Origin of the sequence: Nonlabens tegetincola (genome assembly GCF_002117085.1) — a bacterium.
Taxonomy (GTDB): Bacteria; Bacteroidota; Bacteroidia; order Flavobacteriales; family Flavobacteriaceae; genus Nonlabens; species Nonlabens tegetincola.
This window is the reverse complement of the sequence record NZ_CP019342.1, coordinates 335,649-357,297: the sequence shown is the minus strand read 5'-3', so window position 1 is coordinate 357,297 and position 21,649 is coordinate 335,649. Positions and strand designations below refer to the sequence as shown.

26 protein-coding genes and 1 pseudogene are annotated in these 21,649 nt (G+C 35.6%); 6 read left to right on the top strand and 21 right to left on the bottom strand.

Annotated elements, in window-relative coordinates; all coding sequences use genetic code 11:
* Positions 1-16 precede the first annotated feature (16 nt).
* The 18 genes and pseudogenes from rpsN to rpsL all read right to left on the bottom strand — a co-directional run bounded on the left by rpsN (position 17) and on the right by rpsL (position 9,632).
* Entirely contained in the window at positions 17-286 is a 270-nt protein-coding gene (gene rpsN / locus BST91_RS01865) for a 30S ribosomal protein S14 (RefSeq protein WP_042278911.1), read from the bottom strand.
* 1 nt (position 287) lies between these two features.
* Positions 288-839, bottom strand: a complete 552-nt coding sequence (gene rplE / locus BST91_RS01860) for a 50S ribosomal protein L5 (RefSeq protein ID WP_042278909.1) — start codon at positions 837-839, stop codon at positions 288-290.
* Between the two features lie 2 nt (positions 840-841).
* Entirely contained in the window at positions 842-1,153 is a 312-nt protein-coding gene (gene rplX, locus BST91_RS01855) for a 50S ribosomal protein L24 (protein ID WP_042278908.1), read from the bottom strand.
* Between the two features lie 9 nt (positions 1,154-1,162).
* Positions 1,163-1,531 (bottom strand): 50S ribosomal protein L14, encoded by a 369-nt coding sequence (gene rplN / locus BST91_RS01850; RefSeq protein WP_042278906.1) that lies wholly within the window; start codon positions 1,529-1,531, stop codon positions 1,163-1,165.
* The gene (gene rpsQ, locus BST91_RS01845) at positions 1,531-1,788 is read right to left on the bottom strand and encodes a 30S ribosomal protein S17 (RefSeq protein WP_042278905.1); all 258 of its coding nucleotides are present in this window, start codon (positions 1,786-1,788) and stop codon (positions 1,531-1,533) included. The genes rplN and rpsQ overlap by 1 nt, the downstream gene beginning before the upstream one ends.
* 5 nt (positions 1,789-1,793) lie before the next feature.
* Entirely contained in the window at positions 1,794-1,976 is a 183-nt protein-coding gene (gene rpmC / locus BST91_RS01840; protein ID WP_042278904.1) for a 50S ribosomal protein L29, read from the bottom strand.
* A gap of 6 nt (positions 1,977-1,982) precedes the next feature.
* Complete coding sequence (gene rplP, locus BST91_RS01835; protein WP_042278902.1) at positions 1,983-2,402, bottom strand: 50S ribosomal protein L16; 420 nt, start codon at positions 2,400-2,402, stop codon at positions 1,983-1,985.
* A gap of 12 nt (positions 2,403-2,414) precedes the next feature.
* Positions 2,415-3,131 (bottom strand): 30S ribosomal protein S3, encoded by a 717-nt coding sequence (rpsC, locus tag BST91_RS01830; protein WP_042278900.1) that lies wholly within the window; start codon positions 3,129-3,131, stop codon positions 2,415-2,417.
* An 8-nt stretch (positions 3,132-3,139) separates the two neighbouring features.
* Positions 3,140-3,550 carry a 50S ribosomal protein L22 gene (rplV, locus tag BST91_RS01825; protein WP_042278899.1) on the bottom strand — a complete coding sequence of 137 codons (411 nt, stop codon included), beginning with the start codon at positions 3,548-3,550 and terminating at the stop codon, positions 3,140-3,142.
* An 8-nt stretch (positions 3,551-3,558) separates the two neighbouring features.
* Positions 3,559-3,837 (bottom strand): 30S ribosomal protein S19, encoded by a 279-nt coding sequence (rpsS, locus tag BST91_RS01820; RefSeq protein ID WP_042278897.1) that lies wholly within the window; start codon positions 3,835-3,837, stop codon positions 3,559-3,561.
* 3 nt (positions 3,838-3,840) lie between these two features.
* A complete protein-coding gene (gene rplB, locus BST91_RS01815; RefSeq protein ID WP_042278895.1) occupies positions 3,841-4,665 on the bottom strand; it encodes a 50S ribosomal protein L2 in 825 nt (274 codons plus the stop codon).
* 12 nt (positions 4,666-4,677) lie between these two features.
* Entirely contained in the window at positions 4,678-4,968 is a 291-nt protein-coding gene (gene rplW, locus BST91_RS01810; RefSeq protein WP_085774276.1) for a 50S ribosomal protein L23, read from the bottom strand.
* 2 nt (positions 4,969-4,970) lie between these two features.
* Positions 4,971-5,600 (bottom strand): 50S ribosomal protein L4, encoded by a 630-nt coding sequence (rplD, locus tag BST91_RS01805; RefSeq protein WP_085774275.1) that lies wholly within the window; start codon positions 5,598-5,600, stop codon positions 4,971-4,973.
* Positions 5,600-6,216 (bottom strand): annotated as a pseudogene (rplC, locus tag BST91_RS01800) (50S ribosomal protein L3). The gene rplD and the pseudogene rplC overlap by 1 nt, the downstream one beginning before the upstream one ends.
* A gap of 89 nt (positions 6,217-6,305) precedes the next feature.
* On the bottom strand, positions 6,306-6,611 hold the full coding sequence (gene rpsJ, locus BST91_RS01795) for a 30S ribosomal protein S10 (RefSeq protein WP_008992279.1): 306 nt from the start codon (positions 6,609-6,611) through the stop codon (positions 6,306-6,308).
* Between the two features lie 12 nt (positions 6,612-6,623).
* Complete coding sequence (gene fusA / locus BST91_RS01790) at positions 6,624-8,750, bottom strand: elongation factor G (protein WP_042278886.1); 2,127 nt, start codon at positions 8,748-8,750, stop codon at positions 6,624-6,626.
* 3 nt (positions 8,751-8,753) lie between these two features.
* Positions 8,754-9,230, bottom strand: coding sequence for a 30S ribosomal protein S7 (gene rpsG, locus BST91_RS01785; protein WP_042278884.1), 477 nt, complete (start codon positions 9,228-9,230; stop codon positions 8,754-8,756).
* Positions 9,231-9,257: 27 nt separating this feature from the next.
* Complete coding sequence (gene rpsL / locus BST91_RS01780) at positions 9,258-9,632, bottom strand: 30S ribosomal protein S12 (protein WP_015361172.1); 375 nt, start codon at positions 9,630-9,632, stop codon at positions 9,258-9,260.
* A gap of 213 nt (positions 9,633-9,845) precedes the next feature.
* Between rpsL and BST91_RS01775 the strand changes: the two genes are divergently transcribed.
* The 5 genes from BST91_RS01775 to rlmB all read left to right on the top strand — a co-directional run bounded on the left by BST91_RS01775 (position 9,846) and on the right by rlmB (position 17,689).
* The gene (locus BST91_RS01775) at positions 9,846-11,456 is read left to right on the top strand and encodes a BamA/TamA family outer membrane protein (RefSeq protein ID WP_169709752.1); all 1,611 of its coding nucleotides are present in this window, start codon (positions 9,846-9,848) and stop codon (positions 11,454-11,456) included.
* Between the two features lie 118 nt (positions 11,457-11,574).
* Entirely contained in the window at positions 11,575-14,628 is a 3,054-nt protein-coding gene (locus BST91_RS01770; RefSeq protein ID WP_085774272.1) for a SusC/RagA family TonB-linked outer membrane protein, read from the top strand.
* A gap of 16 nt (positions 14,629-14,644) precedes the next feature.
* Positions 14,645-16,102, top strand: coding sequence for a RagB/SusD family nutrient uptake outer membrane protein (locus BST91_RS01765; RefSeq protein ID WP_085774271.1), 1,458 nt, complete (start codon positions 14,645-14,647; stop codon positions 16,100-16,102).
* Between the two features lie 19 nt (positions 16,103-16,121).
* Complete coding sequence (locus BST91_RS01760; RefSeq protein ID WP_042278876.1) at positions 16,122-16,865, top strand: hypothetical protein; 744 nt, start codon at positions 16,122-16,124, stop codon at positions 16,863-16,865.
* A gap of 89 nt (positions 16,866-16,954) precedes the next feature.
* Complete coding sequence (gene rlmB, locus BST91_RS01755; protein WP_085774270.1) at positions 16,955-17,689, top strand: 23S rRNA (guanosine(2251)-2'-O)-methyltransferase RlmB; 735 nt, start codon at positions 16,955-16,957, stop codon at positions 17,687-17,689.
* A 3-nt stretch (positions 17,690-17,692) separates the two neighbouring features.
* Here rlmB and BST91_RS01750 read toward each other — a convergent pair whose 3' ends face one another.
* Entirely contained in the window at positions 17,693-18,373 is a 681-nt protein-coding gene (locus BST91_RS01750) for a rhomboid family intramembrane serine protease (protein WP_042278874.1), read from the bottom strand.
* A 60-nt stretch (positions 18,374-18,433) separates the two neighbouring features.
* Here BST91_RS01750 and BST91_RS01745 point away from each other — a divergent pair, with 60 nt between their 5' ends.
* On the top strand, positions 18,434-19,720 hold the full coding sequence (locus BST91_RS01745; protein WP_042279087.1) for a replication-associated recombination protein A: 1,287 nt from the start codon (positions 18,434-18,436) through the stop codon (positions 19,718-19,720).
* Here the strand turns inward: BST91_RS01745 and BST91_RS01740 are convergent.
* Positions 19,705-20,400, bottom strand: a complete 696-nt coding sequence (locus BST91_RS01740) for a YjjG family noncanonical pyrimidine nucleotidase (protein ID WP_085774269.1) — start codon at positions 20,398-20,400, stop codon at positions 19,705-19,707. The genes BST91_RS01745 and BST91_RS01740 overlap by 16 nt on opposite strands.
* A complete protein-coding gene (locus BST91_RS01735; protein WP_157546873.1) occupies positions 20,390-21,622 on the bottom strand; it encodes a DUF7033 domain-containing protein in 1,233 nt (410 codons plus the stop codon). Before BST91_RS01735 ends, BST91_RS01740 begins: the two co-directional genes overlap by 11 nt.
* Positions 21,623-21,649: the final 27 nt, after the last annotated feature.

Genomic DNA, 21,649 nt, shown 5'->3' with positions numbered 1-21,649 from the left:
ACAAAAAATCTTTATTTTACCAACTTGCTTTTTTGACACCAGGAATCAAACCTTTGTTTGCCATTTCTCTAAAAAGGACTCTTGAAATACCAAACTGACGCATATAACCTTTTGGCCTTCCGGTTAACTTACATCTATTATGTAACCTAACAGGTGATGCATTCTTAGGTAGTTTTTGAAGAGCTTCATAATCACCAGCTTCCTTCAAAGCCTGACGCTTTTCAGCATACTTATCTACTAGAGCTTGACGCTTGCGCTCACGCGCTTTCATTGATTCTTTTGCCATCTTAATTCTTTTTGAAAGGTAAACCTAGTTCTCCTAAAAGAGACTTAGCCTCCTTATCAGTATTTGCACTGGTAACGAATGTAATATCCATACCAGAAATTTTGTTTACTTTATCGATATTTATCTCTGGGAAAATGATCTGCTCAGTGATACCCAAGTTATAATTTCCTCTACCATCAAAACCATTTGCCTTAATTCCCTGAAAATCTCTAACTCTAGGCAATGCTACAGTAATTAAACGATCAAGAAATTCATACATTCTCTCACCTCTAAGCGTAACCTTGGCTCCAATAGGCATTCCTTTTCTTAACTTAAAGGAAGCAACATCCTTTTTAGATAAAGTAGCAACAGCTTTTTGACCAGTAATAGTAGTTAACTCCTCCACAGCATAATCAATAAGCTTCTTATCTGCTACCGCAGCACCTACTCCTCTACTTAAAACTATCTTTTGTAATTTAGGAATTTCCATTACATTTTTGTAACCGAATTCTTCCTGAAGAGATTTAGACACCCTTTCGTTGTATTCTTCTTTAAGTCTTGGTACGTATGACATGACTATATAGCTTGATTATTAGTTTTAGCGAAGCGAACCTTTTTACCATCTTCAGACTTGTAACCAACCTTAGTTGATTTACCATCCGAGTCGATTAAAGACACATTAGAGATGTGAAGAGGAGCTTCCAATTCCTTTATACCACCTTGAGGATTTGTAGCGCTTGGTTTCTCATGCTTTGAAACCATGTTAACACCTTCCACAATTACGCGGTTTTTATCTTTAAGTATTTTAGTTACAACACCTTCAGAACCTTTGTGTTCACCTGTGGTAACCCTAACCTTATCTCCAGTTTTAATTTTTACCTTACTCATAATTCCTTATTATAACACCTCAGGTGCTAATGAAACAATTTTCATAAACTGCTTGTCCCTAAGCTCACGAGCGACCGGCCCAAAAACACGAGTTCCTCGCATTTCTGAATTAGGATTAAGAAGAACACAAGCGTTATCATCAAAACGAATATACGATCCGTCTGGTCTTCTAACCTCTTTCTTTGTTCTCACAACTACTGCAGTTGAAACAGCACCTTTTTTAATATTACCATTAGGTGTAGATTCTTTAACAGAAACAACAATTTTATCACCAACAGAAGCATATCTCCTTTTAGTCCCACCTAATACACGAATACAAAGAACTTCTTTAGCTCCAGTATTGTCTGCTACTTTTAATCTTGATTCTTGTTGTACCATTATTTAGCTCTTTCAATTATTTCAACTAATCTCCAGTTTTTAGATTTACTAAGAGGTCTAGTTTCCATTATACGAACTGTATCACCTTCGTTACAGTCATTCGTTTCATCGTGAGCAACATACTTTTTAGTCTTAAGTACGAACTTTCCATACATTGGATGCTTCTGACGTTTCACCTCTGAAACAACGATGCTTTTGTCCATCTTATTCGATGTAACTACACCGATACGTTCTTTTCTTAAATTTCTTGTTTCCATGTGAACTATTTGCTATTTAAAGCTGTTTTTAATCTAGCAATCGTTTTCCTAGCTTTAGTAATCTCTGAAGGATTATCTAAAGGAGACATACTATGCATTCTTCTCAACTCTGAGTAAGAAGAATTAAACTCAGCAAGTTTTGCTTGTAATTCTGTTTCTGACAGTTTTGCTATATCTGCGTTTTTCATAATATTCTATTCTTGGTAGTCTCTTGCTACGATGAATTTAGTTTTAACTGGCAATTTTTGAGCAGCTAATCTTAAAGCCTCCTGAGCAATAGCTTGAGGAACTCCTGCAACCTCAAAAAGCACACGACCTGGTTTCACAACAGCAGCCCAATATTCAACATTACCCTTTCCTTTACCCATACGAACCTCAAGAGGCTTTTTAGTGATGGGTTTATCCGGAAATATTTTGATCCAAAGAGAACCTTCTCTCTTCATATATCTAGTGGCAGCAATACGAGCCGCTTCAATCTGTCTTGAATTAATAAAATTAGAATCAAGAGATTTAATACCAAATGTACCATAGGCAAGCTGGTTTCCTCGACCAGAGTTACCCTTCATACGGCCCTTCTGTTGCTTTCTAAATTTTGTCTTTCTAGGTTGTAACATCTCTATCTACTTTTATTTTCTACGACGACGATTTCCTCTGTTTCCAGATCCACCACCTTTACCACTCTTCTTAGATAAGCCTACCAAAGGAGACAACTCACGCTTACCATAAACTTCTCCCTTCATAATCCATACTTTAATACCTAATCTTCCGTAGGTAGTATGAGCTTCAACTAATGCATAGTCGATATCTGCTCTAAAAGTTGACAAAGGAATACGTCCATCCTTGTAAGATTCTGATCGAGCCATTTCCGCTCCATTAAGACGACCTGAAATTTGAATTTTAATTCCTTCAGCATTCATTCTCATGGCAGCAGCAATAGCCATCTTTATTGCACGTCTATATGAAATACGATTCTCAATCTGACGAGCAATACTAGCTCCAACTAAATGAGCATCTAATTCTGGTCTTTTTATTTCATGAATGTTAATTTGAACATCCTTACCAGTAATCTTCTTCAACTCTTCTTTAAGCCTATCCACCTCTTGACCACCTTTACCGATAATAATACCAGGTCTAGCGGTAGTGATAGTTATAGTTACTAACTTAAGAGTACGTTCAATAATAACTCTAGATACACTAGCCTTTGAAAGACGAGCATGAATATACTTACGTATTTTATCATCCTCAGCTAGTTTATCACCATAATCGTTTCCTCCATACCAGTTAGATTCCCAACCTCTGATGATACCTAAACGATTTCCTATTGGATTAGTTTTTTGTCCCATATCCTAAATTAGTTAACCTCTTCATTATTTTTTTGACCTAACACAACAGTTACGTGGTTTGATCTCTTTCTTATTCTATGCGCTCTTCCTTGAGGTGCTGGTCTTAATCTTTTTAACATTGTACCACCATCCACACGAATCTCCTTAATATACAGACCTGCATCAGCAACATCAGAATCCTCATTCTTAGACTGCCAATTTGCGATAGCAGACAAGACCAACTTATCCAAACGTCGTGCAGCCTCCTTAGATGAAAACTTAAGTATATTTAACGCATCCTCCACCTTTTTCCCTCTAATGATATCAGCAACTAATCTCATTTTACGAGGAGATGTAGGACAATTATTTAATTTTGCTATAGCAATCTGGCTTTTTTGCTCCTTGAGCTTAGCAGCCATTTCTCTTTTACGACTTCCCATGACCTAGATTACTTTTTTCCTTTATTTTTTGCACCAGCGTGCCCACGGAATGAACGAGTTGGTGAAAACTCACCTAACTTATGCCCTACCATATTCTCTGTTACATAAACAGGAACAAACTGACGACCATTATGAACTGCAATTGTTTGACCTACAAAGTCTGGCGTAATCATAGATGAACGCGACCAAGTCTTTACTACAGCTTTCTTACCTGACTCAATATTTTGAGCAACCTTCTTTTCTAATTTATGAAAAACGTAAGGTCCTTTTTTTAATGAACGTGCCATAACTTATTTCTTTCTGCGTTCTATTATAAATTGACTACTAGCTTTATTCTTGTCGCGAGTACGATAACCCTTAGCAGGTATACCATTACGAGATCTAGGATGACCTCCTGATGCACGACCTTCACCACCACCCATTGGGTGATCAACTGGATTCATGGCAACAGGACGAGTTCTTGGCCTTCTTCCTAACCAACGACTACGACCAGCCTTACCACCTACGATTAACTGATGATCACTATTTGATACAGCACCAACAGTTGCCATACATTGCTGTAAAATCATTCTAGTCTCACCAGAAGGTAACTTCACAGTAGCATACTTACCATCTCTCGCCATTAATTGCGCAAACGCACCTGCACTACGAGCTAAAACAGCCCCTTGACCAGGATGTAACTCAATACAACTAATAACAGTACCCAGAGGAATATTAGCTAATTTCATAGCGTTACCAACCTCAGGAGCAACAGATTCACCGCTAACGATGTTTTGTCCTACCTTAAGACCATTTTGAGCAATAACATATCTTTTTTCACCATCTTGATAACTAACAAGAGCGATAAAAGCTGATCTATTTGGATCATACTCAATAGTTGATACCGTTGCAGGTATTCCATGACGATCTCTTTTGAAATCGATTATACGGTAGCGCTTCTTATGACCGCCACCTTTATAACGCATAGTCATACGACCACTAGCGTTACGACCACCTGAACGTTTTTTCGGAGCAAGTAAACTCTTCTCCGGCTTATCAGTTGTAATAGCGTCGTAGCCATTAACAACTCTAAATCGCTGTCCAGGAGTTACAGGTTTTAATTTTCTTACTGACATCTCAGTTAATTATTATAAATTACTATAAAGGTCGATGGTATCACCATCTTTAAGTTGTACAAATGCTTTTTTAATAGCACCAGTTTTACCAACTTGAATACCTGACTTTGTATATTTAACGTTTCGCTCAATTCTAGTATTCATAGTTCTTACATTAAGAACCGTAACACCATATTCAGCTTCAACAGCTTTTTTTATCTCAACTTTGTTTGCACTAGGAGACACTACAAAACCATAGCGATTTAACAACTCACTATCGTTAGTTGCCTTCTCTGTTATGATTGGTTTTAATAAAATACTCATAGTTACTTAGTTAAAAATTCTTCGATTTTCTCTAAAGAGCTCTCTAAAATCACAACATTATCAGCATTCATTACATTGTAAGTGTTTAATCCTGAAGTAGTTACGACGTTAGCTGCTTTCAAATTTCGCGATGACAAATATACATTATTATTTGATTCACCCAATACAAATAGCGATTTTTTATCAGAGAGACCTAAACCTTCCAAAACTTCTAAAAAATTCTTTGTTTTTGGAGCATCAAAATTGAAATCTTGAACTACATGTAAAGTACCTTCAGAAGCTTTCAAACTTAATGCACTTTTACGAGCTAATCTTTTTTGATTCTTATTCAGTTTAAAAGAATAGTCACGTGGTACAGGACCAAAAATTCTACCACCACCTCTAAAAACTGGTGATTTAATAGAACCTGCACGAGCGGTTCCTGTTCCTTTTTGCTTCTTAATCTTTCTTGTACTTCCAGCAATTTCTGCTCGTTGCTTAGCTTTATGAGTACCTTGACGTTGTGCAGCTAAATACTGCTTAACATCTAAGTATATAGCATGCTCACTAGGCTCTATTCCAAAGACATTATCAGCCAACTCAACTTGACGACCTGTGTCTTTACCCTTAATGTCTATAACTGCTACTTTCATTACTTCTCAACTATTACATAAGAGTTTTTGTGACCAGGAACACAACCTTTAACTACTAAAAGGTTTTTATCTGCTACCACTTTAAGCACTCTTAAATTTTGAACTTTTACTTTTTCATTACCCATTTGACCAGCCATACGCATACCTTTAAATACACGAGCAGGATAAGATGCTGCACCGATAGAACCAGGAGCTCTTAATCTGTTATGCTGTCCATGAGTTTGTTGTCCAACACCACCGAAACCATGACGTTTTACAACACCTTGGAATCCTTTTCCTTTACTAGTTCCAGAAACATCAATAAAGTCACCTTCATTAAACATTTCAACAGTGATTGAATCACCTAATTTGTACTCCGCATCAAAACCTTGGAATTCAACTACCTTTCTTTTGACACCAGTACCTGCTTTCTTAAAGTGCCCGATAGCAGCTTTAGAAGCATTCTTGTCTGATTTGTCATCGAAACCTAATTGAAGGGCCTCATACCCATCTGTTTCTTCGGTTCTGACTTGGGTAACAACACAAGGACCGGCTTGTATGATCGTACAAGGGATATTTTTCCCGTTCTCATCATAAATGCTGGTCATTCCGATTTTTTTCCTATTAACCCAGACATATTTATTTATTATAAAATGATTTTACTTATTTAAAAAAGAGTTACGCTTTCGCGAAAGCGTAACTCAAATATTTGATTATTAAATCTAATTAGACCTTAATCTCTACTTCAACACCACTAGGAAGCTCTAATTTCATTAGGGCATCAATAGTTTTAGAAGAAGAACTATAAATATCTAACAGACGCTTATAAGAGCTTAATTGAAATTGCTCACGAGACTTTTTATTAACGTGAGGAGATCTCAACACTGTGAAAATCTTCTTGTGTGTAGGAAGTGGGATTGGACCCGTTACTACAGCACCAGTACTCTTTACTGTCTTTACAATTTTTTCAGCAGATTTATCTACCAAATTGTAATCGTAAGATTTAAGCTTGATTCTGATTTTTTGACTCATCTTTTGAAAAAATTAATTATTTGAACCATTTGCTGCAGCAATCACTTCTTCACTTATATTAGAAGGAGTTTCTGCATAATGTGAAAATTCCATTGTTGACGTAGCACGACCTGAAGATAATGTTCTTAATGAGGTTACATAGCCAAACATCTCTGATAATGGAACATTAGCTTTTACCACTTTAGAACCTGAACGGTCACCCATATCATTTACCTGACCTCTACGACGGTTCAAGTCACCAACGATATCACCCATATTTTCTTCTGGAGTAAGAACCTCTAACTTCATGATAGGCTCCATGATAACCGCCTTTGCAGCCTTGGCAGCATTTTTAAAACCAAGTTTTGCAGCAAGCTCGAATGATAACTGATCCGAGTCAACATCGTGGTAAGAACCATCAACTAAAGTAACTTTAAGGCTATCAACTTCGTAACCTGCAAGAGGTCCGTTTTTCATAGCTTCTTTAAATCCTTTTTCAACAGAAGGAATAAATTCCTTTGGTACGTTACCACCCTTAATTTCAGATACAAATGTTAAACCATCTTTACCTTCTTCCGCAGGCTCCATTACAAATACGATATCAGCAAATTTACCACGACCACCAGATTGTTTCTTGTAAACTTCTCTGTGTTCAGCACGTGCTGTTACAGCTTCTTTGTACTCAACCTGTGGCTGTCCCTGATTTACTTCTACTTTAAACTCACGCTTAAGACGGTCAACAATAATATCTAAGTGAAGCTCACCCATTCCAGATATAATAGTCTGTCCAGAAGCTTCATCAGTACGAGCTGTAAAAGTTGGATCTTCTTCTGCTAATTTAGCAAGAGCCATACCTAACTTATCTACATCAGCCTTTGTTTTAGGCTCTACAGCAATACCAATTACTGGATCAGGGAATTCCATTGATTCAAGAACAATAGGGTTCTTTTCATCAGACATGGTATCACCTGTTTTAATATCTTTAAAACCAACTGCAGCTCCAATATCACCAGCCTCGATGAATTCAATAGCATTTTGTTTATTAGAATGCATTTGGTAAATACGTGAAATACGCTCTTTTTTACCAGATCTATTGTTTAAGATATACGAACCTGCATCTAAACGTCCTGAATAAGCTCTAAAGAACGCTAGTCGACCAACGAAAGGATCAGTAGCAATCTTAAATGCTAATGCCGCGAAAGGCTCATCTACAGAAGGCTTACGTGTAATTTCTTCTCCTGTATCTGGATTTGTTCCTACAATTGCATCCTTATCTACCGGAGAAGGTAAATAACGACAAACAGCATCAAGTAAGAACTGAACACCTTTATTCTTAAACGCACTACCACAAACCATTGGAATGATAGACATATCCATTACAGCCGCACGTAATGCCGCGTGAATTTCGTCCTCGGTAATAGAATCCTCATCTTCCATGAATTTTTCAAGCAAGCTTTCATCATAAGCGGCAACTTCTTCAATTAAAAGTGCTCTATATTCTCTAGCTTCTGCTTTTAATTCTTCTGGAATATCAATTACGTCAAATGTAGCTCCTTGTGTATTATCGTGCCATACAATAGCTCGGTTCTTAACAAGATCAACTATTCCTTTAAAGTCAGCTTCATCACCGATAGGTAATACGATAGGCACCGCATTAGAACCTAACATTTCTTTAACCTGATTACAAACTGCAAGGAAATTAGAACCTTGACGGTCCATTTTATTAACAAATCCCATACGTGGGACTTTATAATTATCAGCTAGTCTCCAGTTAGTTTCTGACTGAGGCTCAACACCATCAACTGCACTAAATAAGAATACCAATCCATCAAGTACACGTAAGGATCTATTTACTTCAACAGTAAAATCTACGTGACCAGGAGTATCGATAATATTAAAGTGATAATCCTTAGTTTCAGGTAATCTTTGAGCATTTTCCATAGGAAACTGCCATGTACAAGTTGTTGCAGCAGAAGTAATAGTAATACCACGCTCCTGCTCCTGCTCCATCCAGTCCATTGTTGCAGCACCATCATGCACCTCACCAATTTTATGTGAAACTCCTGTATAATAAAGTATACGCTCAGTAGTTGTTGTTTTACCAGCATCAATGTGAGCGGCAATACCAATATTTCTTGTGTATTTTAAATCTCTAGCCATGTCTTAGAATCTAAAGTGTGAGAATGCCTTATTAGCCTCTGCCATTTTGTGCGTATCCACACGTTTTTTAACAGCAGCACCTTCTTCTTTTGCAGCAGCAAGTATTTCAGCAGCTAATTTTTGAGAAAATGATTTTTCGTTACGCTTACGAGCATATCCAATTAACCATTTCATCGCTGTAGAAATTTTGCGATCTGGTCTAATCTGCATTGGGATTTGAAAAGTAGCACCACCTACACGTCTACTGCGCACCTCTACGTGAGGCATTACATTAGATAAGGCATCTTTCCAAAGCTCCAAAGCCGTTTTTTCTTCATCTTGATTTTTCTCTTCTACGATATCCATTGCATCGTAAAAAAGTTTAAATGCTATCGACTTCTTTCCATGCAACATCATCATGTTTACAAAGCGAGTCACTAGCTGGTCGTTAAAACGTGGATCCGGAAGGATAGGACGTTTTTTTGCCTGTCTTTTTCTCATTTCTGTTGTTTCAGATTGTTAATTGAATTACTTCTTAGGGCGTTTTGCACCATACTTAGATCTACGTTGCGTGCGGTCTGCAACACCTGCTGTGTCCAAAGCACCACGTACAATGTGATATCTAACTCCTGGTAAATCTTTTACCCTTCCACCTCTAACTAATACTATCGAGTGCTCTTGTAGATTGTGACCTTCTCCTGGAATGTATGCGTTTACTTCCTTACCGTTTGTAAGTCTTACACGAGCAACTTTTCTCATTGCCGAGTTAGGCTTTTTAGGCGTAGTAGTGTAAACACGCGTACATACTCCACGACGTTGCGGACAAGAATCTAAGGCAGCCGATTTACTCTTCTTAGTTATTTTGGCTCTTCCTTTTCGTACTAATTGTGAAATTGTTGGCATATTATTTTACGCTAAATATGTTAAATCCCTATTTTTAGGGTCGGCAAAGGTATAAATATTATTTTGTTATTCAAACCTCACTTTCAAATATTTACAATAAAGTTTATTTAAAAACGTTTTTACCCTATCAAAAAAGTTAAGCACACATACAAAAACCCTGTTTTATTTAATGAGAAAAATTACATACTAGGAGTACTTTTTACCCTTTTTTCTTTGTCCTTATTATATAGCCAACAATTTGATATATTTAATTTCATCTATTCAAATAGTCAAAAAACCACAGATACAATAGTCATATCTAGCAACTCTTTTGAAGAGTCAAAAAGAAAATCAGACAGCATCATTAAACACTATCAAAATATTGGTTACATACGTTTACAGCACACCTCTATCAACCAAAATAAAACCAATCGCTATAGCCGATCGATATTCTTGAATCAACCGATAAAGGGAATAAATGTTCGTATACCAAAAGATTATTATTCAAAATATGAGTTTTTAAAAAGTACGCTTTCGCGAAAGCGAGAAATAAAAATACCTTTTAAATATAAAGACAGCTTACTGAAGCGGATCACTAACTCTTTTTCCGAACAAGGGTTCGTATTTACTGAAACCAAATTACTCTTTTTAAAAGAAACACAAGACACACTTTTCTCCCGCCTTACATCATCTACTTCTGAAAAAAGACGAATAGACAACATAGAAGTTAAGGGTTATAAAAAATTTCCAAAGAAAATCATCAAGTCACAAATTATTGACAAGAGCTTTACCCCTAAATTATCTACGGCAATTAATAAAAAAATAAATAGTATCCCATTCATCGAGTCCACAAGAAATTCGGAATTGTTGTTTCAAGAAAACTCCACTACTCTCTATCTATATCTAAAAAAGAAAAACATAAACACCGCTGAAGGTTTGTTAGGCTTCAATAACAACAATGGCAAACTAGAATTAAATGGTTATCTAGATCTGTATTTAGAAAACAACTTTGACGCTGCTGAAAGATTTCAACTTACCTATCGGAATGATCAAGAAGATCAAACTAGGGTACACTCAGCATTTACAATTCCATACGTAGCACAATCTAATTTTGGTTTGGGCGCATCTTTGGAAATTGTACGAAGAGATAGCACATACCAAAGAAACAACTTTGAAATAGGAACATCGTATAAAATAGATTGGAATAACACTATCACATTAAATTACGAAAGTCAAAATACCACGGACAGCGGGACGATACTCTCATTAAATAATCTTGAAACGGATCGTTCTGGATTAAACATTGGTTATAGATTAGAAAAATGGTCAACAGATTTATTGCACCGTCAAAATCTAATCTTCCAACTGAAGATAGGCACAGGAACAAGAGAATTACCAGAGGACAAAGAAAATTATTTGAATATTGACGCAACCATTACAAAACTTTGGCATCTATCAAATAGAAGTAAGATTCTAAGTTCTTTGAAAAGCCAAATTTTAAAAACAGATAAAATTCAATTTAATGAGTTGTATCAATTAGGTGGAAACAACAGCATAAGAGGCTTTAATCAAAATAGCATTGATAGCTCGCAATATGCAACCCTACTTTTAGAGTATAGATACAATTTATCTCCAACTTTATACATAAACAGTATTACAGATGCTGGTATTTTCCAAAGCTTTATTGACGATAAAGCAGAATATTTAACAGGATTTGGAGTAGGTGTAGGAATTTTAACAAATTCAGGAATACTAAGTTTAAATATCGCTTCAGGAAATTTTGGAGACGCTAACTTTAATCTAACCAACCTTATAGGCCATATAGAATATAAGGTTTTGTTCTAAAAAGGTTATACAAATGTTAAGCCAATATTAAATTTCCTAATAAAATAAATAGTTAAAAGTTGTTTTATTAAGTCTTTTTTTTGATTTTTACAGCTGGCTAATTCAAATAAATCTAAACATGAAAACAAAATTTAAAGGAATTTTGACGCTATTACTAGCGTTAGTTGCGCAAGTAGCTTTTGCGCAGCAGACTGTTACTGGAACAGTAACTGATGCGGACGGACCGATTGGAGGTGCAACTGTGTCCGTAAAAGGAGGAACTACGTTTGCCTCCACCGATTTTGACGGAAATTATTCGATTCAAGCAAATCCAGAGGATATTCTAGTATTTAGTTACGTAGGATACGACTCTAAAGAAGAGCTTGTTGGTAACAAAACCGTAATAAACGTTACATTAGCAGCATCACTTGACGAAGTTGTGGTTGTAGGGTATAGAACTACAACTCAAGAAAAATCTAATGTTGCTTCATCTATTGTAACAAATAAAACAATAGAAAATCGTCCTAATGCGAATGTACTTCAAACCTTAGCAGGACAGGTTCCTGGTTTGGACATTAGGGCAAATACCGGGCAGCCTGGTGGTGATTCAACTATTAATCTTCGTGGTATAGGTTCTATAAACGGTAACAACGAGCCTTTATTTGTTATCGATGGTGCTTTCGTAGATGAAGACAACTTTAGAAGTTTAAACCCACAGGATATCAAAAGTATATCTACTTTAAGAGATGTAGCGGCAACTGCTATTTATGGAAACCGTGGTGCGAATGGTGTAATTGTAATTGAGACTAAAACAGGTGCATACGGACAAGATCTAGAAATTAGAGTAAATTCAATTTCTACATTCAATCGCTTACAAGATAACGATTATGACTTACTAAACTCTCAGGAACTTCTTACCTTGGAAAGAGAAAGAGGAGCTGGTTTTGGTGGTGGTGTATATCAAGGAACCGGTGTTCCACTAACAGACGCTGAAATCGCTGCAGCCCCTAATACTAATTGGAGAGATGTATTCTTTAGAGTAGGTTCTACTTTGAACAATAATGTGTCATTATCTTCTGGAGGTAAAAATAGCCGACAGTTTACAAGCTTAGGGTTTTACGACCAAGAAGGTATTCTTAAAGATTCAGATCTTAAAAGATTTAATTTTAGAACTAACGTAAGTGGAAAAACAGATAATGATAAGTTTAATTATGCGTTAAACTTAACCGCAAATTACTCTGAATCAAATGAACCAAATCAAATTGGTGGAACAGGTATCAATAGAAACTATGTACTTGGTGCGTATCAATCAGTGCCATGGATTTCACCAGACGATTATACTACAGGTGCAGACTTATTAAGTCCGTTACTTTTTGCTAATACACCTCTTTTCCTATTAGACAGACTTAATACCTACAGAAGAAAGGAAGAAGAAATCAAGTTAGTAGGTAGTATGAACCTAAGCTATAAGCTTACTGATGATTTTACCCTAAGAAGTATTACAGGTTTTGATTATCAAAACGAAATATTAACTAGAGCAGAACAATCAGATTCTTTCAATGCACTATTATTTGGAGGAGCTGCAAATCCAGTAGCTGGTTTTAGCCAACAGTCAACTGTTCGTGAATTTGCGTTCAACCAAAATACTTCATTAAATTATAATCACACCTTTGCAGACAAGCATACTGTTGATGCTTCGGTTTTTGTAGAATATAACAAATATCATTTAAGAGGATTTAGATTTTTCAATGAAGGTCTTGACCCAAGAACTTATGCATTTGGTGATGGATCGGGTATAGTACAAGATCAACCAACAAATGATTTTTACGTAGCTACACCTGGTGCTGATGTAAATAATTCAGGTTTATTCTCATACTTTGGATCAGTTGATTATGATTATGATGGAAAATATGGTTTCACAGGAACATTAAGAAGAGATGCTTCCTCAAGATTTGTTGGGGATAATAAGTGGGGTACTTTTTATTCTGTTGCAGGTAGATGGAACATACACAAAGAAAAATTCTTAGAGGAAAGTGAAGTTATTGATGTACTGAAATTAAGAGCATCTTACGGTACTGCAGGTAACCAATATGTAAGTTTAAATAACAATTTCGGAATATTCTCTCCAAGTGTTAATTTCTTAGATTTAGGATTATATAGAGATACTTTCGGAACTGGAGGATCATATGCTGGATTACAAGGAGTTTCGGTTAATAACTTTGGTATTGGTGGACTTTCTTGGGAAACAACAAGAGAATACAATGTTGGTGTAGATTTCGAAATGTTTACTTCTAGATTAAGAGGTTCTATCGACTTCTACTACAGAGATACAGAAGATTTATTTACAAGTACACAACTTTCAGGTATAGCAGGAACTGGTTCATTTAGTCAGCCTGGAAACTTTGGTTTGTTAACTAACCGTGGTTTTGACGCTAGTTTAACTTATGACATCATAAGACCAACTGAAGAAGATGGTTTTAAATTGACTGCAGGTGTAGTGGCTAATTTAAACGACAGTGTAATTAGAGACTTATTACCAGAAGAAGGTTTTGTTATTGGACAAGGAAGAGAAGGCGGTAGACTATTTGAATATTTCACAATTCGATATGCCGGAGTTAACCCAGCAAACGGAAATGTATTATTCCTAGATGCAAACGGAGATTTAACAGAAACTCCAAATCCTGATACGGATAGAGTGTGGTTAAACAAAAACCTTGTGCCAGAATTCCAAGGAAGTTTCACATTGAATGCAGATTACAAGCGTTTTTATGTTCAAACTCAGTGGAACTTTGCAACAGGAGTAGACAGATTCGATAATGACTTAGCAGGTTTTCAAGATCCAACTAACATCGGTCAATTTAATTTAACACGTGACATTCTTAGATCATGGACTCCTGATAATAGAATTACAGATATGCCGTCACTGGATGCTACTAACATCAATACTTTCGCAAGTGATCGTTACTTAAGATCTGCAGATTATCTTAATTTAAGATTTGTACAATTAGGATATAATTTTGATCCAGCAGTTCTTGAAAAAGTAGGTATTTCGAATTTAAATGTATTTGTTAATGCAGAAAACTTATTTACATTGAGCGAGTGGAGAGGTTTTGATCCAATGACACCAACGAATGTTTCAAGACAATACCCTACTCCTGTTCAAATGTCAGTAGGAATCGAATTAGGATTTTAATTTATAAATAGAAGCAATGAAAAAAATTAAATTAATATTAAGTGTTGTAGTAGCAGCGTTTATTTTCAGCTGTGAAGATGCAACAGATATCAGACAACCAGGTGTTTTAGATGCATCTGCTGCAATTCAGTCAGTATCAGACATGTCCGATGCACTAAATTCAGCTTATAACTCTATGGACGTTGCATTAGACATTCATCATAGTGCAGTTTTTACGGATGAAATAAGAATAGGATTTGACAATGGTGGTCAAGGACAATCTTTATATCGTTTCAACTTAAATAATGGTAGTGCAGGTCCTAACAATTTGTGGCTTGGAAGTTACTCTGGAATTCGTAGAGCTAACTTAGTTATTGAAGCTGCTGGTGTTGTTGATGCAACTGGTCAAGAAGCACTAAGAGATGATATTTTAGGACAAGCTTACGCTATTAGAGCTTGGCATCATTTAAAACTAGCAAGTTATTTAATCGTTGATATGTCTGATGACAGCTCTCTAGGTGTACCAGTTGTTGATTTTGTTACATCAACAGATTACCAAGCGACTAGAAACACTACAGGTGAGACTTTTCAACTTATTTATGATGACTTAGATCAAGCAATTTCATTAATATCTAGTACTTCTGGCTCAATCTATTTTAGTAAAGATGCTGCAAGAGCATTAAAAGCAAGAGCGGCTGCTTACAGAGAAGATTATGGAACTGCTACTCCATTAGCTCAATCACTATTGAACAGTTATCCTTTAGCAAGTCAAGCAAGCTATACAAATGTGTTTGCTGATACTAGTAATGATGAAGTTATCATGAAACTAGAACGTACAGTTAATGATAGTTATGATGGACAAGGTCAAACTGGAACTAGCGCCAACGGAGGTTGGGCAGGAGCTAAATTTGCATTTACTGGTCCTGATCTTTCTGGATCTCCTTATTATGAGGTAGCTACAAATTTATGGAATGCGTTTGACCCTAGCGATATTCGTAGAAGTGTAAATGCTGTAGAATTCCCTACACCTAATGCTGCTGGACGTGTTGTTTATACAGTTAATAAATATAGAGGATCAGAAGGTCAACCATTAATGAATGACCATAAAATATTAAGATCATCTGAGATGGCTTTGATTTTAGCAGAAGCTAGAGCAGATGCTAATGATCCAGCTGGCGCTGCAGGTTTTGTAGGACAAGTAAGAACTGCTAGATTTGGTTCTGCACAAACAGTAACTTACGGAAATGCTGCTGAAGCATGGGGAGGAATTATAGATGAAAGAAGATTAGAGTTCGCTTTTGAGGGATCAAGATATTTGGATCTTAGAAGATTAGGAGCTAAAGGTAATCGAACAGTAGATAGAGCTAGTCAGGATTGTGATCCATTTGGAGCATGTACTATTCCAGTAACTGATTTTAGATTTACTTATCCAATACCGTTTAGTGAATTTAATGCAAATCCAGCTTTAAGAGAAGAACAAAATCCTGGTTATTAATATTTAAAATTTTATTAAAATGAAGAAAATAATTTTAGCTTTAACAGTTTGTGCTACAGCATTATTTGTAAGCTGTGATTCAGAACAAGCTGTATATTCAGGAACAGCTGTAGGTTTAAATCAAACTTCAGCTCAAGTCTCAGTACCTCAAGGTGGATCATCTGAAACATTCCCAGTTGTTATAACTACTACTTCTGATGAAGCAAGAACATTTGGGCTTGAGTTTATTGAAGAACCAACAGGTGGTGGAGTATCATTAGGTTCTATTACGATACCTGCGAATGCTTATGAAGGAACTGCAACTGTAAACTTCGATTTTAACGCTATTACCTTAGATGATGGTGAGACAGATACCTTCTCAATCAAAGCGGTAAGCGATAACACAGATGTTTTCGGAACTGTTCTTGAAATTGATTACTTTAAAGAAGTTATATGTAATGATGCAACACTAACATTTGGTTTAGATCAATGGGGATCAGAAACAGGATTTACTATTATCGATACTTCTAATGGTAGAGTTGTATATGATATCAGCACAAATAATGCTGCTGAATTAAGAGACAACAACATAACTACAATTATAGAAGACATTCGCTTGGAAGATGGTTGTTATGAAGCTGTTATTACAGATTCTTTTGGTGACGGTCAAGATTCAGCTAATAGCGATGGATTTGTTATTACATGTTCAATATTAACTTTTGCTGAAGGTGGAGGTTTTAATTTTGGAGGTGAACAGAGAGTTGCTTTCTGTGTAAATCAATAAGTAATACTATATTGAAAAATAAAAATCCCGTCCTTAAGGACGGGATTTTTTTATTAGTCAAATCTTAATAATAAAACTATTTTTGCAGCATGAGTAAGACATCTTTTATATATGGTATTAGAGCTATCATTGAAGCTATTGAATCAGGAAAAGAAATTGATAAAATATACCTTTTAAAAGGTGGTGATGGCGTTCTAGCTCAACAGCTCAAAAAAGTTGCCGGGACTAAAAATATTTCAACTAGCTATGTACCCATTGAGAAATTGGACCACCTTGCAAAAGGAAATCATCAAGGAGCAGTTGCCAGAATAGCAGCTATCTCCTATTCCAACTTAGAAGAAATATTAGAAAAAACTGACTTAGATACAAATCCAACGTTCTTGGTTTTAGACGGGATTACAGATGTACGTAACTTTGGTGCTATTGCACGTACTGCAGAATGTACAGGAATTGCTGCTATAATTATACCTACAAAAGGTAGTGCGAGTATTAATGCAGATGCAATAAAGACAAGCGCAGGTGCCTTATTTAATATTCCTATCTGTAAAGTAAATCACGTGAAAGATGCGTTGTTTATGTTCCAGTCCTACGGTATTCAACTGGCAGGAGCTACAGAAAAAGTTGATCAAGTACTCTACAATGAAAATCTCAATATACCAATTGCGGTAGTTATGGGAAGTGAAGAGCGAGGTATACAGCCATCGGTCATAAAAATGCTAGACTACAAATTAAAATTACCGATGTTAGGAGATATCGCATCCCTTAATGTTTCAGTAGCTTGTGGTGCTATACTTTATGAAATAACTAGGCAAAAAATGTCATAGTCGTCACTCCTCTTCCTCAGAAGGAATTTCAAAAAAATTACCTTCATCATCAAACTGCTGCATAAAAGGATCCTTTGAACTATCATAATTTCTAAGTTCCCATTGGAACTTTCTTTTTTCCGGCATCTTGTTTTTTGTAAATAAAGCAATGACTAGTCCGGTTATGAAACCACTAAGATGTCCTTCCCATGACATTCCTTCCTTAATAGGTAGCATATACCATATTAAACTCCCATAAAAAAAGGCAATTAAAAAACTTAAGGAAACCAATCGATAGTGTTTAACTAATAGCCCTTTAAAAAACAGAAAACTTACTAGCAGATAAATAATACCACTTGCACCAATATGATAACCATTGCTTGCAATTAACCAGGTTAATATTCCTGTACTTAACAAGCCTATGATAAAAACAAACCAAAACTGTTTCCTATAGAAATAATTGAGTAAAACAAGAAGTATGAAGGAAGGCACTGTATTACTCCACAAATGTTGTAAACTACCGTGAATAAAAGGGCTTGTAAAGATCCCCTTTAAACCAGCTATACTTTTGGGATAAATACCCATTTTGTTAAATCGGATATGAAAAGTTACTTCTATATAATAAACTAACCATATCAATAGAACAAAAAGTACGGCAGGAAGGAAGGTGATACCATCAAACTTAAAATACTCCTTATCTTGCATACTTACAAAATATCAATGTTTAAGCCACAAAGGGCTGTCATGTCAATATAACTTATGTCAATAAATACGCCACTAGCTGAACGCCTAAGACCACAAAATCTAGATGATTACATAAGTCAAAATCATCTCGTAGGCGAGCATGGAAGTCTTACCCGTCATATTAAAAACGGAACAGTACCATCTTTGATTTTTTGGGGTCCACCTGGAACAGGTAAAACCACACTTGCTCAAATTATTGCTCAAGAAAGCAAGCGACCTTTTTTCACTCTAAGTGCGATAAATAGTGGTGTAAAAGATATAAGAGAAGTAATTAATAAAGCCAAAACATCAGGAGGACTGTTTACACAAAAGAATCCCATCTTGTTCATTGATGAAATTCATCGTTTCAGTAAATCACAACAAGATTCACTTCTCGGTGCAGTGGAAAAGGGATGGGTAACCCTTATAGGTGCGACGACCGAAAATCCAAGCTTTGAGGTTATACCTGCCTTGTTATCTAGATGTCAGGTTTACGTTTTGAACGCTTTCGCGAAAGCGGAATTACACCAACTACTCCATCACGCTATACAAAAAGATGACATTTTAAAAAACTTATCCATTGAATTGATAGAAAGTGACGCACTGTTAAGGATAAGCGGTGGTGATGCAAGAAAATTATTAAATACATTTGAATTAGTTGTCCTATCCCAACCCGAAGGTGTAATTAAGGTTACCAATGAAATGGTTCTTGAGCAGGTTAAGTCAAATCCTGCACGATACGATAAAACAGGTGAGCAGCATTATGATATTATAAGTGCGTTTATAAAATCGATAAGAGGATCAGATCCTAATGCCGCAGTCTACTGGCTAGCCAGAATGATAGAAGGCGGAGAAGACGTTAAGTTTATTGCTAGACGACTTATCATACTTGCTAGTGAAGATATAGGAAATGCAAATCCTACTGCCTTAATCATGGCTAATAATACTTTTCAAGCGGTAAGTACTGTAGGAATGCCAGAGTCTAGAATTATACTAAGTCAATGTGCAATCTATCTCGCAACGTCGTTAAAAAGTAATGCTAGTTACCTGGCAATAGGTAATGCACAAAAGTTGGTACGAGAGACTGGTGATTTACCTGTACCCTTAGGATTACGTAACGCTCCAACAACGTTGATGAAAGATTTAGGATATGGAGACGATTATAAATATGCCCATGATTATCCTGGTAATTTTGCATTTTACGATTTTTTACCAAAAGAAATAAGCGCTACCAAACTTTATGAACCCGGTAACAATTCAAGAGAACAAGCTCAAAGAGACTTTTTAAAAAGAAGATGGAAGGATCACTATCCTTATTCCGATAAATAAGTGAATATATCTAATAAACTCTCTACATAGGGCTGATCGTGCGCGGTTTGCTCATTTGTTGTTTTAAACCAAATACTATCCATCCCTATATTTTGAGCTCCTTCTATATCGGCAAGTAAGCTGTCCCCTATCATTACACTTTCTTCAACGCGAGCACCTGATTTTTGAAGAGCTATTTCAAATATTTTGGGATCAGGTTTTTTAACTCCAGCTTCATCGGCTGTTAAGATTACATCAAAGTATTTAGACAAACCGGATTTATTGATCTTATTATGCTGTACGTCAAAGAACCCATTTGTAATTAAATGTAATTTAAACTTGGGTTTCAACTGATCTAATAACTGAATACATCCAGCAAACAAATGATTGTTATTAGGTAAATAAGCGATGTACATATCAGCAAATTTGTTAATTTGTTCGGTAGTCGTCGGGTAATTACAAGCATCAAAAGCGGTTTTAAGACGTTGAAATCTGAGTTCTTCCTTAGTAATTAGGTTTTCTCTGAATTTTCGCCAAAACTCAAGATTCAACGGTTCATAAACCTTTATGAATACATCAAGATCTAATGAAATTTTCTCTTCTTGAAATATTTGTTGATAGGCTAGTTTGCTATTTAAATCAAAATCCCATAAGGTGTGATCTAAATCAAAGAAAATGTGCTTTTTACCTTTAAATACCATTGATATCTTTTAAAAATGTATAACTGTGATTGCCTAATTCTTTGTCGAAATGATCATAATTCATAACAATATTTAAGTGACCATGTACATCTTTAATTTGATGAACTATTTGTTTGAGTGCTATTCGTTGACTAGCTAACATTTTATTTACTAATGACGAATAATGAATAGCAACTGGATGAACAAGGACTGGCGTTTGAATTTCATAATCCAGATCATAAAAATAAAAGGGTAATGATGTACCTGCTCTAAAACCTACAACGTTTTCAAAGCACATACTATAATCATTTACCTTACCTAAGCCAGAAATATTTCTATAAAAATGAGGCACTTCCAATTTACTCTTGTTTACCCTTACGAATTTTAGGATACGATGGGTGTTTTTTTCAAACCTTGTAGCTTGTAAAATTGCCTGTTCTTCGCTAGAATTAATTCTCGCGAGAACACCTATATCACAATAATCTGCAGCATGTTTTATCGCTATTTTATAAGTATGGTTTCTATAAGATACTCCAGGATTATCACGAGTAATATTACCTAGATTGAATAAAAACAACGACTTACTTTCAGTTTGATTAGTCGACGTAAAAATTTTTAATAAATCATCTAGATTATCAAAGGGGTCCTTTTTAAATCTAAGTAGCACTGAAAAGAACAATATGAGCTTGTAGATACTGAACTTTTTAACATATGAAATAAACATCTCCCATTTTGTAATCCAACTACGGCTGCGGTATTTAAAGTAAATAGGAGTATCAATTACTGTTACTTGCTTATATTCATTAGCCAAATCAATAGTAAAATCAAATTTTGCTTCGAGAACAGTTTTAAATTTAAATACCCATAATTCAATTATAGGTAGTTTTAAAAAATCGTTTTGATAAGCAACAGAGTCTTGTGCTTTAAATCTACCCAACTCATCCTTCATCTGTGGTAGATATTCTTCATAACGAGAAAGTAAATAAAATACTGCACTAAATAAATCAAAGGGTACTATCGACTCATGATCTAGTGATTGAAAAAAAACTGGTAACTCATCCCAATAACTTATTTCAACCTCATGTAGATCAATACCTACTTCATCCAACAAGCCTTCGGCATAGATACTCATTTCCTGACCTATGGTCTTTTGAGTATAGCTAAATTTAGGTCCAGAATATCCTACAAATTCATTAAGCTCTGTCGTGAATTTATATTCTACCTCTAGAATTCTTTTAAACACGTGCCGAAAAACGTATTCTTTCCTACT